This is a genomic window from Enterobacter sp. Lyrl_3, from assembly GCF_051948675.1.
GTDB classification, from domain to species: Bacteria; Pseudomonadota; Gammaproteobacteria; order Enterobacterales; family Enterobacteriaceae; genus Enterobacter; species Enterobacter cloacae.
Genome location: NZ_JAYJLI010000018.1, coordinates 1 through 13,254, shown reverse-complemented (window position 1 = coordinate 13,254; position 13,254 = coordinate 1). Strand labels below are relative to the sequence as shown.

General features: G+C 55.3%; 13 protein-coding genes. 10 read left to right on the top strand and 3 right to left on the bottom strand.

Annotated features, from left to right (window positions below; genetic code table 11):
- Positions 1 to 43: 43 nt before the first annotated feature.
- From tatA to tatD, 4 genes are read left to right on the top strand one after another with little or no spacing between them, the layout of a single operon-like run.
- Positions 44 to 298, top strand: a complete 255-nt coding sequence (gene tatA / locus VF709_RS21425) for a Sec-independent protein translocase subunit TatA (RefSeq protein ID WP_013099238.1) — start codon at positions 44 to 46, stop codon at positions 296 to 298.
- Between the two features lie 3 nt (positions 299 to 301).
- The gene (gene tatB / locus VF709_RS21420; protein ID WP_023621768.1) at positions 302 to 844 is read left to right on the top strand and encodes a Sec-independent protein translocase protein TatB; all 543 of its coding nucleotides are present in this window, start codon (positions 302 to 304) and stop codon (positions 842 to 844) included.
- Positions 845 to 846: 2 nt separating this feature from the next.
- The gene (tatC, locus tag VF709_RS21415) at positions 847 to 1,617 is read left to right on the top strand and encodes a Sec-independent protein translocase subunit TatC (protein WP_013099236.1); all 771 of its coding nucleotides are present in this window, start codon (positions 847 to 849) and stop codon (positions 1,615 to 1,617) included.
- Positions 1,618 to 1,658: 41 nt separating this feature from the next.
- Positions 1,659 to 2,441: a 3'-5' ssDNA/RNA exonuclease TatD gene (tatD, locus tag VF709_RS21410; RefSeq protein WP_149896984.1), complete on the top strand. Its 783-nt coding sequence runs from the start codon at positions 1,659 to 1,661 to the stop codon at positions 2,439 to 2,441.
- Here the strand turns inward: tatD and rfaH are convergent.
- Entirely contained in the window at positions 2,438 to 2,929 is a 492-nt protein-coding gene (gene rfaH / locus VF709_RS21405) for a transcription/translation regulatory transformer protein RfaH (protein WP_013099234.1), read from the bottom strand. The two genes, tatD and rfaH, sit on opposite strands and share 4 nt — an antisense overlap.
- A 173-nt stretch (positions 2,930 to 3,102) precedes the next feature.
- Here rfaH and ubiD point away from each other — a divergent pair, with 173 nt between their 5' ends.
- Complete coding sequence (ubiD, locus tag VF709_RS21400; protein ID WP_161496900.1) at positions 3,103 to 4,605, top strand: 4-hydroxy-3-polyprenylbenzoate decarboxylase; 1,503 nt, start codon at positions 3,103 to 3,105, stop codon at positions 4,603 to 4,605.
- A gap of 30 nt (positions 4,606 to 4,635) precedes the next feature.
- Positions 4,636 to 5,337 carry an NAD(P)H-flavin reductase gene (gene fre, locus VF709_RS21395; protein ID WP_013099232.1) on the top strand — a complete coding sequence of 234 codons (702 nt, stop codon included), beginning with the start codon at positions 4,636 to 4,638 and terminating at the stop codon, positions 5,335 to 5,337.
- A 161-nt stretch (positions 5,338 to 5,498) separates the two neighbouring features.
- Here fre and fadA read toward each other — a convergent pair whose 3' ends face one another.
- Together fadA and fadB are read right to left on the bottom strand one after the other, a co-directional pair.
- Entirely contained in the window at positions 5,499 to 6,662 is a 1,164-nt protein-coding gene (gene fadA / locus VF709_RS21390) for an acetyl-CoA C-acyltransferase FadA (protein ID WP_149896985.1), read from the bottom strand.
- Positions 6,663 to 6,671: 9 nt separating this feature from the next.
- Entirely contained in the window at positions 6,672 to 8,861 is a 2,190-nt protein-coding gene (gene fadB, locus VF709_RS21385; RefSeq protein ID WP_149896986.1) for a fatty acid oxidation complex subunit alpha FadB, read from the bottom strand.
- 190 nt (positions 8,862 to 9,051) lie between these two features.
- On the opposite strand from fadB, the gene pepQ reads away from it, so the two are divergent.
- From pepQ to hemG, 4 genes are read left to right on the top strand one after another with little or no spacing between them, the layout of a single operon-like run.
- Positions 9,052 to 10,383, top strand: coding sequence for a Xaa-Pro dipeptidase (gene pepQ, locus VF709_RS21380; RefSeq protein ID WP_013099229.1), 1,332 nt, complete (start codon positions 9,052 to 9,054; stop codon positions 10,381 to 10,383).
- Positions 10,383 to 10,997: an IMPACT family protein gene (locus VF709_RS21375; RefSeq protein ID WP_013099228.1), complete on the top strand. Its 615-nt coding sequence runs from the start codon at positions 10,383 to 10,385 to the stop codon at positions 10,995 to 10,997. The genes pepQ and VF709_RS21375 overlap by 1 nt, the downstream gene beginning before the upstream one ends.
- 40 nt (positions 10,998 to 11,037) lie before the next feature.
- The gene (gene trkH / locus VF709_RS21370) at positions 11,038 to 12,489 is read left to right on the top strand and encodes a Trk system potassium transporter TrkH (RefSeq protein WP_013099227.1); all 1,452 of its coding nucleotides are present in this window, start codon (positions 11,038 to 11,040) and stop codon (positions 12,487 to 12,489) included.
- A gap of 10 nt (positions 12,490 to 12,499) precedes the next feature.
- Positions 12,500 to 13,045, top strand: coding sequence for a menaquinone-dependent protoporphyrinogen IX dehydrogenase (gene hemG / locus VF709_RS21365; RefSeq protein ID WP_013099226.1), 546 nt, complete (start codon positions 12,500 to 12,502; stop codon positions 13,043 to 13,045).
- Positions 13,046 to 13,254: the final 209 nt, after the last annotated feature.

Here is a 13,254-nt window from a genome sequence, read left to right as displayed (position 1 = left end):
AATGCGGTCTGACTAATTAATCATCTATCTCTGAGGAATATGTATGGGTGGTATCAGTATCTGGCAATTAGTCATTATTGCCGTCATCGTCGTGCTGCTGTTTGGCACCAAAAAGCTCGGTTCTATCGGTTCCGATCTGGGCGCGTCTATCAAAGGCTTCAAGAAAGCAATGAGCGATGATGAGAGCAAGCAGGATAAAACCAGCCAGGACGCTGACTTTACTGCTAAATCCATCTCCGACAAGCAAGAAGATGCCAAAAAGGAAGACGCTAAACGCCACGATAAAGAGCAGGTGTAAGTCGTGTTCGACATTGGTTTTAGTGAGCTGCTGCTGGTCTTTGTGATTGGCCTCATCGTGCTGGGGCCACAGCGTTTACCCGTTGCAGTAAAAACGGTTGTGGGGTGGGTGCGTGCGCTTCGTTCGCTGGCATCCACCGTACAGAACGAGCTGGCGCAGGAACTTAAGCTGCAGGAGTTTCAGGAAAGCCTGAAAAAGGTTGAGAAGGCGAGCATGGATAACCTGACGCCGGAACTGAAAGCCTCCATGGATGAACTGCGCGAAGCGGCAGAATCCATGAAGCGCTCCTACAGCGTTAACGATCCTGAAAAAGCGAGCGATGAAGCGAACACCATCCATAACCCGGTGGTGAAAAATAGTGAAGCGCAGCGCGAGGGCGTAACGCCTGCCAGCGCGGAGCATCAGGCCACCGCGCCTGAACATACGCCGCAGGAACCTGAACTGAAAAAACAGGCGCAGCCGGAAGACCCTGTGGTCAACGCGGCTGAAGCAAAGCCCGCCGCGCCTGTTACCGAATCATCCCCCTCGTCGAGTGATAAAGCGTAAACATGGCAGTAGATGATACTCAACCGCTCATTACGCACCTCATAGAGCTGCGTAAGCGCCTGTTAAACTGCATTATTGCGGTTTTCGTTATTTTCTTATGCCTGGTTTATTTCGCCAATGACATCTACCAGGTTGTCTCCGCGCCGCTGATAAAGCAGATGCCGCTGGGCGCAACGATGATCGCGACGGACGTTGCTTCGCCGTTCTTTACGCCCATTAAGCTCACGTTCTGGGTATCGTTGATCGCTTCTGCACCCATCCTGCTGTATCAGATCTGGGCGTTTGTGGCGCCCGCTCTGTATAAGCATGAACGCAAACTGGTGATCCCACTGCTGGTCTCCAGCTCGCTGCTGTTCTATATCGGCATGGCGTTTGCCTATTTTGTTGTCTTCCCGCTGGCCTTTGGCTTCCTGACGCATACCGCGCCGGAAGGGGTACAGGTGTCGACCGATATTGCCAGCTACCTCAGCTTTGTGATGGCGCTGTTTATGGCATTCGGCGTGGCGTTCGAAGTGCCGGTTGCGATTGTGCTGCTTTGCTGGGTGGGTGTAACCACACCAGAAGACCTGCGTAAAAAGCGTCCGTATATTCTGGTCGGCGCATTTGTGGTCGGCATGCTGCTGACGCCGCCCGATGTCTTCTCGCAAACGCTGCTGGCCATACCGATGTACTGTCTGTTTGAGGTAGGCGTCTTCTTCTCACGTTTCTATGTGGGGAAAGGGCGTCGGTCAGAGGACGAAGACGACGTCTCTGAAAAGAGCACTGAAGAGTAAAACCAGCCGCCCGTCAGGGCGGTTGTCATATGGGGAATTGCATGTTTGATATTGGACTTAACCTGACCAGTTCACAGTTTGCGAAAGATCGCGATGACGTCGTGGGGCGCGCGTTTGCCGCTGGCGTAAAAGGACTGTTGCTGACAGGCACCAACCTGCATGAAAGCGAGCAGGCGCAACAGCTGGCCCAACGCTACGACCGTTGCTGGTCTACCGCGGGCGTGCATCCTCATGACAGCAGCCAGTGGACGTTGGAGAGCGCTGATATCATTCACAGGCTGGCGAAAACCCCCGAAGTGGTGGCTATCGGGGAATGTGGGCTCGATTTCAACCGCAATTTTTCCACCCCTGCCGAGCAGGAAAAAGCATTCACGGCGCAACTTGCCCTGGCGGCCGAGCTTGAAATGCCGGTGTTTATGCACTGTCGCGATGCGCATGAGCGCTTCCTCGCGCTGCTGGATCCCTGGCTGGATAAACTGCCAGGCGCGGTGTTGCACTGTTTTACCGGTTCACGTCAGGAGGCGCTGGACTGTCTGGATCGTGGGCTTTATTTGGGGATTACCGGCTGGGTGTGCGATGAGCTCCGTGGGCTGGAGCTTCGCGAACTGTTGCCGGTGATCGCGGCCGACCGGTTGCTCCTCGAAACCGACGCGCCTTATTTATTGCCGCGTGATATCAAACCAAAACCGGCATCGCGACGTAACGAACCGGCATGGCTGGGGCATATTGTTACGAGCGTGGCGCAGTGGCGCGGAGAGGATCCGCACGGGTTATCTACGCAGACGGATGACAACGTGCGTCGCCTGTTTGGCATTGATTTTTAAACTTTGCGGAAGTCGGTGTTTTTCACGCTCTGTAGCACCTGCTTATTAAGCAGATTGAGCAATAACATGGAGCGTGCTTCACCGTCCGGCTCGGCGAAAATCGCCTGCAGGCCTTCGAAGGCACCTTCGGTGATGACGACACTGTCTCCCGCGTACGGGGTTTCCGGGTCGGTAATATCTTCAGGTTGTTGATAAACCGAAAGCTGATGGATCACCGTCGATGGCACCGTTGCCGGGTGCGCACCAAAACGAACAAAATGGCTGACGCCGCGCGTGGCGCTGATGGTGGTGGTGTGGATCACTTCCGGGTCGAATTCCACGAACAAATAGTTCGGAAATAGCGGCTCACTGACGGTTGTGCGCTTCCCGCGCTGCATTTTTTCAAGCGTGATCACGGGTGTCAGGCAATTTACAGACTGACGTTCTAAATGTTCCTGCGCGCGCTGAAGTTGCCCGCGTTTGCAATACAGTAAATACCAGGCCTGCATAATCACTCTTTCCCTTAGTTTCGGGCGCAAGCATATCAAAACCCTGGCGGGATCGCTAAGTTGATTATAATGGCCGAAAAGGGAACAGGATGCAGAAGTTCACGCTAATTTAACAAAATTACAGCATCACGCAGGCTTACGCCGTATAATGAAGCGCTTACAGAGAGGCCATGATTAACTGCATGAAATACCACGATCTCCGCGACTTCCTGACGCTGCTGGAAAAGCAGGGCGAACTCAAACGCATTACGCTTCCTGTCGATCCTTATCTGGAAATGACAGAAATTGCTGACCGCACCCTGCGTGCCGGTGGCCCGGCACTTCTGTTTGAAAACCCGAAGGGTTATTCAATGCCGGTGCTGTGCAACCTGTTTGGAACCCCTCGCCGTGTGGCGTTGGGCATGGGCCAGGAGGACGTCACGGCGTTACGTGAAGTGGGTAAACTGCTGGCGTTTCTGAAAGAGCCGGAGCCACCGAAAGGCTTCCGCGATCTGTTCGACAAGCTGCCGCAGTTTAAGCAGGTATTGAACATGCCAACCAAACGTCTGCGCGGTGCGCCGTGCCAGCAGAAAGTGCTGGAAGGGGATGCGGTAGATCTGACCAAAATCCCGATCATGCAGTGCTGGCCTGAAGATGCCGCGCCACTCATTACCTGGGGGCTCACCGTCACACGCGGGCCGCATAAAGAGCGTCAAAATCTGGGTATTTACCGCCAGCAGCTGATTGGCAAGAATAAGCTCATCATGCGCTGGCTGTCGCATCGCGGCGGCGCGCTGGATTTCCAGGAGTGGTGCGCTGCACACCCGGGCGAGCGTTTTCCGGTCTCAGTTGCGTTAGGGGCCGACCCCGCCACCATTCTGGGCGCGGTAACGCCAGTGCCGGATACACTCTCTGAATATGCCTTTGCAGGACTGCTGCGTGGCACCAAAACGGAAGTCGTGAAGTGTATCTCTAACGACCTCGAAGTGCCCGCGAGTGCAGAGATTGTCCTGGAAGGTTACATTGAACAGGGCGAGCTGGCACCCGAAGGCCCGTACGGTGACCACACGGGCTATTATAACGAAGTGGATAACTTCCCGGTGTTTACCGTCACGCACATTACCCAGCGTGAAGATGCGATTTATCACTCCACCTATACCGGACGTCCACCGGATGAACCTGCAGTACTGGGTGTGGCGCTGAATGAAGTGTTTGTGCCGATCCTGCAAAAGCAGTTCCCGGAAATTGTTGATTTCTATCTGCCGCCGGAAGGATGCTCGTATCGCCTGGCGGTGGTCACAATGAAGAAGCAGTATCCTGGTCACGCTAAACGCGTGATGATGGGCGTATGGTCTTTCCTGCGCCAGTTTATGTATACCAAATTTGTGATTGTCTGCGATGATGACGTTAACGCCCGCGACTGGAATGATGTTATCTGGGCCATTACCACGCGAATGGATCCGGCGCGCGATACGGTGTTAGTGGAAAACACGCCGATAGATTATCTGGATTTTGCCTCGCCGGTCTCCGGTCTTGGCTCAAAAATGGGACTGGATGCCACAAATAAATGGCCTGGCGAAACCGACCGTGAATGGGGTCGCCCGATCAAAAAAGATCCTGCTGTGACCGCGCGAATTGACGCGATCTGGGACGAACTGGCCATAATGAATAACGGTAAACCGCAGGCTGACCGTTAAGCCCTATAGACTTCCCGACAGAGAGAGCGAATGACAACCTTAAGCTGTAAAGTGACCTCGGTAGATGCTATCACCGACACCGTATATCGCGTCCGTTTAGTGCCTGAAGCGGCATTCTCTTTCCGTGCTGGTCAGTACCTGATGGTCGTGATGGATGAACGTGATAAGCGTCCTTTCTCTATGGCCTCAACGCCAGCGGAGCAGGAATTTATTGAGCTTCATATTGGTGCGTCAGAGCTTAACCTGTATGCAATGGCCGTCATGGACCGCATTCTTAAAGAGCGCGAGATCGTGGTGGATATTCCACACGGTGATGCATGGCTGCGTGACGATGAAGACCGTCCGCTGATCCTGATTGCCGGTGGTACAGGCTTCTCCTACGTGCGCTCTATTCTGTTGACGGCCCTGGCGCGTAACCCGAACCGTGATATCACTATCTACTGGGGTGGCCGCGAAGAGAAACATCTCTACGATCTCTCTGAGCTTGAAGCGCTGAGCGTTAACCATCCCAACCTGCGTGTTGAACCGGTGGTTGAGCAGCCGGAAGAGGGCTGGCGTGGGCGTAGCGGCACAGTGCTGACGGCGGTACTACAGGATCATGGCACGCTGGCAGGGCACGATATCTATATCGCTGGCCGCTTTGAGATGGCGAAAATTGCCCGTGACCTGTTCTGTAACGAACGAGATGCGCGTGAAGATCGTCTGTTTGGCGATGCTTTTGCGTTTATCTAAATAAAAAACCCGCCCCTGACAGGCGGGAAGAACGGCAACTAAACTGTCTCTCTTCGCAAATGGCGTCACTTGCGGCGAGGTACCTCTCGTAGGCCGGGAAAGCGCAGCGCCTCCCGGCAAAAGCCCGATGGCGCGATGCTTATCGGGCCTACGTTATAGCCTTACACTCTCTCAAACACCGTTGCGATACCCTGACCCAACCCAATACACATCGTTGCCAGACCAAACTGCGCGTCTTTGCGTTCCATCAGGTTAATCAGCGTTGTGCTGATACGCGCCCCGGAGCAGCCCAGCGGGTGACCGAGGGCGATCGCGCCGCCGTTGAGGTTAATTTTCTCGTCGATCTGCTCCATCAGCCCCAAATCTTTAATGCACGGCAGGATCTGCGCGGCGAAGGCTTCGTTCATCTCGAACACGTCGATATCACTGGTGGTCAATCCCGCTTTCTTCAGCGCCAGCTTCGAGGCCGGAACCGGGCCGTAACCCATGATAGAAGGATCGCAGCCTACCACCGCCATTGAGCGCACCCGGGCGCGAGGCGTTAACCCCAGCTCGCGGGCGCGGCTTTCGCTCATTACCAGCATCGCGGCCGCTCCGTCAGACAGCGCCGACGAGGTACCGGCTGTAACCGTACCGGTGACCGGGTCAAACGCCGGACGCAGGGTGGATAGCGCTTCAACGGTGGTTTCCGGGCGGATCACTTCGTCGTAGCTGAACTGCTTCAGAACGCCATCAGCATCATGGCCGCCGGTCGGGATGATCTCATTCTTAAACGCGCCGGATTGCGTGGCGGCCCATGCACGAGCATGAGAACGCGCGGCGAAGGTATCCTGCATTTCACGGCTAATTCCGTGCAGGCGGGACAGCATTTCAGCGGTCAGGCCCATCATTCCTGCGGCTTTCGCCACGTTACGGCTCATGCCCGGGTGGAAATCGACCCCGTGGCTCATTGGCACATGGCCCATGTGCTCCACGCCGCCGACCAGGCAGGCCTGCGCGTCACCGGTCATGATCATACGCGCCGCATCATGCAGTGCCTGCATTGAGGAGCCGCACAGACGGTTGACGGTAACTGCCGGCACCGAATGTGGGATCTCCGCCAGCAGCGAAGCATTGCGGGCGATGTTGAAGCCCTGCTCAAGCGTCTGTTGCACACAGCCCCAGTAGATATCGTCGAGCGCAGCCGGATCCAGCGCCGGATTACGCGCCAGCAGGCTACGCATCAGTTGCGCTGAGAGATCCTCTGCACGCACGTTACGGAATGCGCCGCCTTTTGAACGGCCCATCGGGGTGCGAATCGCATCAACAATGACAACCTTTTCCATTGTGACTCCTTAAGCCGTTTTCAGCTCGCCAACCGGACGGGCTGGCTCAACTGCTGGGTAATAGGATTCGTTATGGCGCGCTTTATTACGCAGCCCTTCCGGCACGTCATACAGCGGGCCGAGGTGCTGATACTGCTGCACCATATCGAGATAGCGGGCGCTGCCGAGTGTATCCAGCCAGCGGAACGCGCCGCCGTGGAACGGAGGGAAGCCCAGACCATAGACCAGCGCCATATCGGCTTCTGCCGGACTGGCGATAATGCCTTCTTCCAGGCAACGCACCACTTCGTTGATCATCGGAATCATCATCCGGGCGATGATTTCATCGTCCGTGAAGTCACGTTTTGGCTGGCTAACCCCGGCCAGCAGGCTATCCACCGCCGGATCTTCTTCTTTCTTCGGTTTGCCTTTGCTGTCTTCTTTATAGCGCCAGAAGCCCAGACCGTTTTTCTGACCAAAGCGGTTGGCGTCAAACAGGGCGTCAATCGCATCGCGATAATCTTTCTGCATGCGCTGTGGGAAGCCCGCCGCCATAACCGCTTGCGCGTGATGCGCGGTATCAATGCCAACCACATCCAGCAGATACGCCGGCCCCATCGGCCAGCCGAACTGTTTTTCCATCACTTTGTCGACTTTGCGGAAGTCCGCGCCGTCGCGCAGCAGCTGGCTGAAACCAGCGAAGTAAGGGAACAGTACGCGGTTGACGAAGAAGCCCGGGCAGTCGTTGACCACTATCGGGGTTTTGCCCATCTTGCTGGCCCACGCCACCACTTTTGCGATGGTGTCGTCAGAGGTTTTTTCGCCGCGGATCACTTCGACCAGTGGCATGCGGTGCACCGGGTTGAAGAAATGCATTCCGCAGAAGTTTTCCGGGCGCTTCAGGACGCTTGCCAGCTCGCTAATCGGAATCGTCGAGGTGTTAGAGGCCAGTACGGTCTCCGGACGCACTTTCTCTTCCGTTTCGGCCAGCACCGCTTTCTTCACTTTCGGGTTCTCTACCACGGCCTCAACCACCACATCGACGCGGTCAAAACCGGTGTATTCCAGTACGGGCTGGATAGTAGAGATCACGCCTGAGAGTTTCAGACCGTCAATTTTGCCGCGTTCCAGCTGTTTATTGAGCAGCTTGGCCGCTTCGGTCATCCCCAGCGTCAGGGATTTCTCGTTGATGTCTTTCATCACCACCGGCACGCCCTTCCAGGCGGACTGGTAAGCGATGCCGCCGCCCATAATGCCAGCGCCAAGTACCGCCGCATGTTTTGGCGTCTCAACGTTTTTCGTCAGCTGTTTTGCTTTACCTTTCACGAACTGATCGTTGAGGAAGATACCCACCAGTGCGCGAGCTTCATTGGTATGTGCCAGCGGGACAAAGCTCTGGTTTTCGAGTTTCAGGGCTTCGTCACGGCCAAAGCGGGCTGCGGCTTCGATGGTTTTCACCGCCGTGATCGGCGCCGGGTAGTGTTTACCCGCCGTCTGCATCACCATGCCCTTGGCGATGGTGAAACTCATGGCTGCTTCAATCTTGCTGAGCTTTAACGGCTCCAGTTTCGGCTGGCGTTTGGCCTTCCAGTCGAGATCGCCGTTAATGGCCTGACGCAGAATGGCGAGGGAGCCTTCAATCAGTTTTTCTGGCTTCACGACGCCATCAACCAGGCCTATTTTTTGCGCCTGCTCTGCGCCAACATCTTTACCTGCGGCAATAATTTCCAGCGCGCTGTCGGCACCCAGCATGCGCGGCATACGTACGGAGCCGCCAAAGCCCGGCATAATGCCCAGTTTGGTTTCCGGCAGGCCGATGCGCAGATCCGGCGTGGCGAGGCGGTAGTCGGTGGCCAGCACGCATTCACAGCCGCCGCCCAGCGCGTAGCCGTTAACGGCGGAAAGGGTCGGGACAGGCAGATCTTCCAGACGATTAAAGACGCTGTTGGCAAAGTGCAGCCACTGGCTCAGCTGTTCTTCAGGCACCAGGAACAGTGAAAGAAATTCGGTGATATCGGCACCAACAATAAAGGCCGCTTTGTTCGAGCGCAGCAGCAGCCCCTTTAAATCAGTTTGCTTTTCAAGTACATCCAGCGCCTGGCCAAGACTGGCCACCGTCGCGGTATCGAGCTTGTTGACTGAGCCGGGGGCATCGAACACCAGTTCGGCAATGCCATCTTCCAGCCAGTTGAGGTACAGGGTGTCGCCTTTGTAGAGCATGTCAGTCTCCTGAATCCAGCAAGTGGATCTGGTCATACCAGATGAGTCGGAGTGTGGGATTTATGTTAATAAAATGCAAATTACTCATTAAGAAATTGCTGCATTGATCACGGTCGGTGGAAATCACGCAGCCGGAGACAGGTGTGCTAAGATGCGAGGACTTGAGGTCAAAAAAACGAAAGGAAGAATGATGGACTCACTGGCTTCGCTTTATAAAAATCATATCGTTACCCTACAGGAACGTACCCGTGATGTACTTGCCCGCTTTAAGCTGGATGCGCTGTTAATCCACTCGGGCGAGCTGATGAATACCTTCCTGGATGACCATGCGTATCCGTTTAAGGTTAACCCGCAGTTTAAAGCCTGGGTGCCGGTAACACAGGTGCCAAATTGCTGGTTGCTGGTGGATGGCGTGAACAAGCCGAAACTGTGGTTCTATCTGCCTGTGGATTACTGGCACAACGTTGAGCCGCTGCCGACCAGCTTCTGGACAGAAGAAGTGGACGTCATGGCTTTACCAAAAGCCGACGGTATTGGCAGCCAGTTGCCTGCCGCGCGTGGCAATATTGCCTACATTGGCCCGGTCCCGGAGCGTGCGCTGGGTCTGGATATCCCGGCGGACAAACTCAACCCCAAAGGAGTGCTGGATTTCCTGCACTATTACCGCGCGTATAAAACCGACTACGAACTTTACTGCATGCGTGAAGCGCAAAAAACGGCGGTGAATGGTCACCGTGCAGCGCATGAAGCCTTCCAGTCCGGTATGAGCGAGTTCGATATCAATCAGGCGTACCTCACCGCGACCGGTCACCGTGACACCGATGTGCCTTACAGCAACATTGTCGCTCTGAATGAGCATGCCTCTGTGCTGCATTACACCAAACTGGATCACCATGTGCCGTCTGAGATGCGCAGCTTCCTGCTGGACGCAGGCGCAGAGTACAACGGCTACGCGGCTGACCTGACCCGTACCTGGGCGGCCAATGCGGATACCGATTTTGCGCATCTGATTAAAGACGTTAACGATGAGCAACTGGCGCTTATCAGCACCATGAAAGCCGGAACCAGCTATGTGGATTACCATATCCAGTTCCATCAGCGCATCGCTAAACTGCTGCGTAAACACCAGATCGTGAAAGACATGAGCGAAGAGGCGATGGTTGAAAACGATCTGACCGGACCCTTTATGCCGCACGGTATCGGCCACCCGCTGGGTCTGCAGGTTCATGATGTTGCGGGCTTTATGCAGGATGATACCGGCACGCACCTCGCCGCGCCGTCTAAATATCCTTACCTGCGCTGCACGCGTATCCTTGAGCCGCGCATGGTGCTGACCATCGAGCCGGGGATCTACTTTATCGAATCGCTGTTAGCGCCATGGCGCGAAGGTCAGTTCAGCAAGCACTTCAACTGGGAAAAAATTGACGCGCTGAAGCCGTTTGGCGGTATTCGTATCGAAGATAACGTCGTGATTCATGAGAACGGTATCGAGAATATGACGCGAGACCTGAAGCTGGCCTGATGGAAAGCTGGCTGATACCGGCTGAGCCGGTCACCTTTGTTGAAGAAATCAAGAAAAGCCGCTTTATTACGCTGCTGGCACACACCGATGGCGTAGAGGCGGCAAAGGCGTTTGTTGAGTCTGTCCGCGCTGCGCATCCCGACGCCCGTCACCACTGCGTGGCGTGGGTCGCCGGGCCGCCAGACGATTCGCAGCAGCTGGGTTTTTCTGATGACGGTGAACCGGCGGGTACTGCCGGTAAACCTATGCTTTCCCAGCTCATGGGCAGTGGCGTGGGTGAAATCACCGCCGTGGTTGTTCGCTACTACGGCGGCATTCTATTAGGTACCGGTGGGCTGGTGAAAGCGTATGGCGGGGGCGTACAGCAGGCGCTTAATATGTTGGTCACCACCCGCAAAACGCCACTCACCGAATATACTTTGTTGTGCGACTACGCCCAGCTATCGGGTGTCGAAGCGCTGCTTAAACAGTTTAACGGTGTGATTGCACACAGTGATTACCAGGCAATGGTGCAATTGCGCGTGGCGCTTCCTCAGGCTGAACAGGCTGCTTTTTCGGCAAAACTGGCGGATTTTAGTCGCGGTTCGTTGCAATTGCTGCCGATTGAAGAATAATCCCCACCTCACTTTTTGAATACCAAAGGAAGCGGCAGAGATGCATTTTCGTGCCATAACCCGAATCGTTGGACTGCTGGTCATACTTTTTTCCGGGACGATGATTCTCCCAGGACTGGTGGCGCTTATCTACCGGGACGGCGCGGGGCGGGCATTTACCCAGACCTTCTTTGTTGCGCTGGCGATTGGCTCGCTGCTGTGGTGGCCAAACCGTCGTCAGAAAGGTGAGCTGAAATCACGTGAAGGGTTTCTGATTGTGGTGCTGTTCTGGACGGTGCTGGGAAGCGTCGGTTCGCTGCCCTTTATTTTCTCTGAACAGCCCAATCTGAGCATCACGGATGCCTTTTTTGAATCCTTCTCCGGCTTAACGACTACCGGCGCGACTACGCTGGTTGGGCTGGATTCATTACCCCACGCCATTCTCTTTTATCGCCAGATGCTGCAATGGTTCGGTGGTATGGGGATCATTGTTCTGGCGGTTGCCATCCTTCCTATCCTGGGCGTCGGGGGCATGCAGTTGTACAGGGCAGAAATGCCGGGGCCACTGAAAGATAACAAGATGCGCCCGCGTATTGCCGAGACGGCGAAGACCCTGTGGCTGATTTATGTTTTACTGACCGTTGCCTGTGCGCTGGCGCTGTGGTTTGCCGGTATGCCCGCGTTCGATGCCATCGGGCACAGCTTTGCGACAATCGCCATCGGCGGGTTCTCTACCCACGATGCCAGCGTGGGCTACTTTGATAGTCCAACGATCAACACCATTATTGCTATTTTCCTGCTGATCTCCGGCTGTAACTACGGTCTACACTTCTCATTACTCAGCGGACGTAGCCTGAAGGTGTACTGGCGCGACCCGGAGTTCCGTATGTTTATTGGCGTCCAGCTCACGCTGGTGGTCATCTGTACGCTGGTGCTCTGGTTCCATGATGTCTATAACTCGGCGTTGACCACGCTAAACCAGGCGTTCTTCCAGGTGGTGTCGATGGCGACAACCGCAGGTTTTACCACGGACAGCATTGCGCGCTGGCCGCTGTTCCTGCCGGTGCTGCTGCTGTGCTCGGCATTTATTGGTGGTTGCGCAGGGTCGACGGGCGGTGGCCTGAAGGTGATTCGTATTCTGCTGCTCTTCAAGCAGGGGAACCGTGAATTAAAACGCCTGGTTCACCCGAATGCAGTCTATAGCATCAAGCTGGGCAACCGTGCCCTGCCGGAACGTATTCTCGAAGCGGTGTGGGGGTTCTTCTCGGCGTATGCCCTGGTCTTCATCGTCAGTATGCTGGCAATCATCGCGACGGGGGTGGATGATTTCTCTGCCTTTGCGTCCGTTGTGGCAACACTTAATAACCTCGGGCCTGGCCTGGGGGTCGTGGCGGATAACTTTGCCAGTATGAACCCGGTCGCGAAATGGATCCTAATCGCCAATATGCTGTTTGGGCGTCTTGAGGTCTTTACGCTGCTGGTGCTGTTCACCCCAACATTCTGGCGCGAGTAAGGAGTCGTCGGTGAAAACACTTATTCTATTCTCTACGCGAGACGGGCAAACGCGTGAGATTGCCTCTTATCTGGCTTCTGAACTACAAGAGCTGGGCATTTACTCTGATGTGGTGAACCTGAACCGTACGGAGCAAATCGCCTGGCAGGATTACGACCGCGTGGTGATTGGGGCGTCTATCCGTTACGGGCATTTCCATCCTGCGCTGGATCGCTTTGTGAAAAAGCATACGGCAGCGCTCAATAAGCTGCCCGGGGCGTTCTACTCGGTCAATCTGGTGGCCCGCAAACCTGAAAAACGTACACCGCAGACCAACAGCTACACGCGCAAGTTTTTGCTGAATTCGCCGTGGCAGCCAGACCTGTGTGCCGTCTTTGCAGGGGCGCTGCGTTATCCCCGCTACCGCTGGTATGACCGCTTTATGATTCGGCTGATTATGAAAATGACCGGCGGTGAAACCGATACGCGTAAAGAAGTGGTTTATACCGACTGGACGCAGGTGAGCAGTTTTGCCCGGGAAATCGCGCATTTATCACCCGAATCGCGGCGTATTTAATCGTGGAGTTTGAAAAGTGAGCGAACGAAAAGTTTTTTGTATTTTGTGCTTGTCACTTCAGAATAACTCCCTATAATGCGCCTCCACTGACACGGAACAACGGCACACACGCCGCCGGGTCAGCAGAGAAAAGCAAATTAAACGCTTGACTCTGAAGCGGGAAGGCGTAATATGCACACCCCGCGCCGCAGCGAAAACGAAGTGGCACT

Excerpts from the sequence above, each read along its gene's own strand:
- pepQ (WP_013099229.1), top strand. The coding sequence starts at position 9,052 with ATGGACTCACTGGCTTCGCTTTATAAAAATCATATCGTTACCCTACAG.
- fre (WP_013099232.1), top strand. The coding sequence starts at position 4,636 with ATGACAACCTTAAGCTGTAAAGTGACCTCGGTAGATGCTATCACCGAC.
- trkH (WP_013099227.1), top strand. The coding sequence starts at position 11,038 with ATGCATTTTCGTGCCATAACCCGAATCGTTGGACTGCTGGTCATACTT.
- fadA (WP_149896985.1), bottom strand. The coding sequence starts at position 6,662 with ATGGAAAAGGTTGTCATTGTTGATGCGATTCGCACCCCGATGGGCCGT.
- rfaH (WP_013099234.1), bottom strand. The coding sequence starts at position 2,929 with ATGCAGGCCTGGTATTTACTGTATTGCAAACGCGGGCAACTTCAGCGC.
- fadB (WP_149896986.1), bottom strand. The coding sequence starts at position 8,861 with ATGCTCTACAAAGGCGACACCCTGTACCTCAACTGGCTGGAAGATGGC.
- VF709_RS21375 (WP_013099228.1), top strand. The coding sequence starts at position 10,383 with ATGGAAAGCTGGCTGATACCGGCTGAGCCGGTCACCTTTGTTGAAGAA.
- tatD (WP_149896984.1), top strand. The coding sequence starts at position 1,659 with ATGTTTGATATTGGACTTAACCTGACCAGTTCACAGTTTGCGAAAGAT.
- tatC (WP_013099236.1), top strand. The coding sequence starts at position 847 with ATGGCAGTAGATGATACTCAACCGCTCATTACGCACCTCATAGAGCTG.
- tatA (WP_013099238.1), top strand. The coding sequence starts at position 44 with ATGGGTGGTATCAGTATCTGGCAATTAGTCATTATTGCCGTCATCGTC.